Origin of the sequence: Brumimicrobium aurantiacum, assembly GCF_003402975.1 — a bacterium.
GTDB lineage: Bacteria > Bacteroidota > Bacteroidia > Flavobacteriales_D > Crocinitomicaceae > Brumimicrobium > Brumimicrobium aurantiacum.
In genome coordinates, this window is record NZ_QURB01000020.1 from 1 (window position 1) to 1,757 (window position 1,757).

Here is a 1,757-nt window from a genome sequence, read left to right on the forward strand (position 1 = left end):
TTAAAACCAAATCATTTTGCAAATTACCTGGTTATCGTTCTTAGTTTGGAGAAAAATCTTGAAAAAATAAAGCGTTCAATATGAGGGTGGGTTGTCCTACACGTGGTGGACTATTTACGATTAACGTCTCGCGCATATGGTTTGTGGCGGGCAAAAATGCGCTATTTTTTCGGTTAAGGTTTTACATTTCTAAAAATTCAAAAACTTTGGGTTTGGCACTAATTCCGCCATAAACTATATGCGCTGTTGGCAATAGTGATTTATTCAAATTGTTTTTCTATTTCATCTCGGTGATATTCCACTATCCAATTGTCAAATTTTATCAGGTTCTGTTTTAAATCACATGTTTTGTCGCTGAACATTAAACAACCTCTGTCATCGTACATCCAAAACCATTTTTTAGTTGTCGGTTGAAAGAAATAAACGAGTTGATGTACTGTTGGTGAAAATCCCATTTCGGTATTCGCTATTCCATTAAATATTTCAGAGTATTTAATTTCATTTCTTTCCGCTTTGCAAATCGTTAATTGTCCTTTTTCTCGCTCAATATTGTCTTCGTGGTCAAAATATCTCGTCGCCAAATTTTCCACAAACTGTTCGGTTTTTATGATTCCCGATTTTAGTAAGTCGTAAATGTGGTTAGGTGTCCGAGCAAACATATCGTCTCCGAAGTCGTAAATTATCAAATAAATTTCTGAATTTTCGTCAATGTGATTTTCAAATAATTCAGTCGCACGTTTTGTGGATTGATTTACTCGCTTTTTAGTTCCGTTTTCATATGGGTCACCGAGTTCAAATCTTAAATGATATTTTAGTCCACGCTCAATTGTATTAAAATCAGTTAAGTCAATTGCTGAATTCAGATATTCTAATTCTATTTCGAGGTCTTTTTTCATCATTATTGCCAACGTTTTGCAAATAGGCACATGCGGCTACCACGTATGTACGTTCGCCGCTTGTGTTTATTTGCTGTTATAAACCTTTTCAATTCTTTTGGTATCTAATCAATTCTTCTAATTCCTTTTTTATATTTTCAGGTACAGAATCATTTAGTTCTAAAACCTTTATCCAATCTTCAATCGCTTTATAGTTCTGGAAATCTCCAGATTCCTCCATTGTCAAAATAGCTCTACTTATGTAGGCATCAGAATTCTGGGGATTAATCTCAATAGCTCTATCAAAATCATTTTTTGCCAATTCGTATTTGCCTAAATATCTATAACAGATACCTCGATTGAAAATTGAATAATAATGATTCTGATCAAGTTTTACCGACTTATTGAAATCAGGTAATGCTTTTTCGTAATCTTCTAATCTTCTATAACACAAACCTCGATTATGATATGCCTGTCTGTAACTTTGATTGAATTCAATTGACTTTGTGTAATAATAGATTGCCGAATCCGTGCTTCCGCTTTCATAAAAACAACGCCCAATTCCATTATAGGCTATATAGTCTGAACTGTCGATTCTAAGTGATTCAAAATATAACTCTTTGGCTTTTATAAAATTACCTTTATTAAAATAGGAAAGAGCTTCATCACAAAAGCAGTGACCTTCTGTGTCATTGCTACACGAGAAAAGAGATATTATAATTGATATCAATGCTATGTGTCTCATAATGGTTTATAACGTCCAAGCTACGTATTGTCGCCATTCATTTTTAATTTAGTCTAAAGTAGTCATTTTATTTTAATCAAAATGTTCATTTTAAAAGTTTCGTTGGCGATAATACTTAGCGGGTGTTATCGGAAGTA

At 33.2% G+C, this 1,757-nt stretch carries 2 protein-coding genes; both read right to left on the reverse strand.

The features are described 5' to 3' along the window. Positions 1-260: 260 nt before the first annotated feature. A complete protein-coding gene (locus DXU93_RS14910; protein ID WP_116882098.1) occupies positions 261-899 on the reverse strand; it encodes a DUF3885 domain-containing protein in 639 nt (212 codons plus the stop codon). Between the two features lie 85 nt (positions 900-984). Next, a complete protein-coding gene (locus DXU93_RS14915; protein ID WP_116882099.1) occupies positions 985-1,620 on the reverse strand; it encodes a tetratricopeptide repeat protein in 636 nt (211 codons plus the stop codon). Positions 1,621-1,757 lie beyond the last annotated feature (137 nt).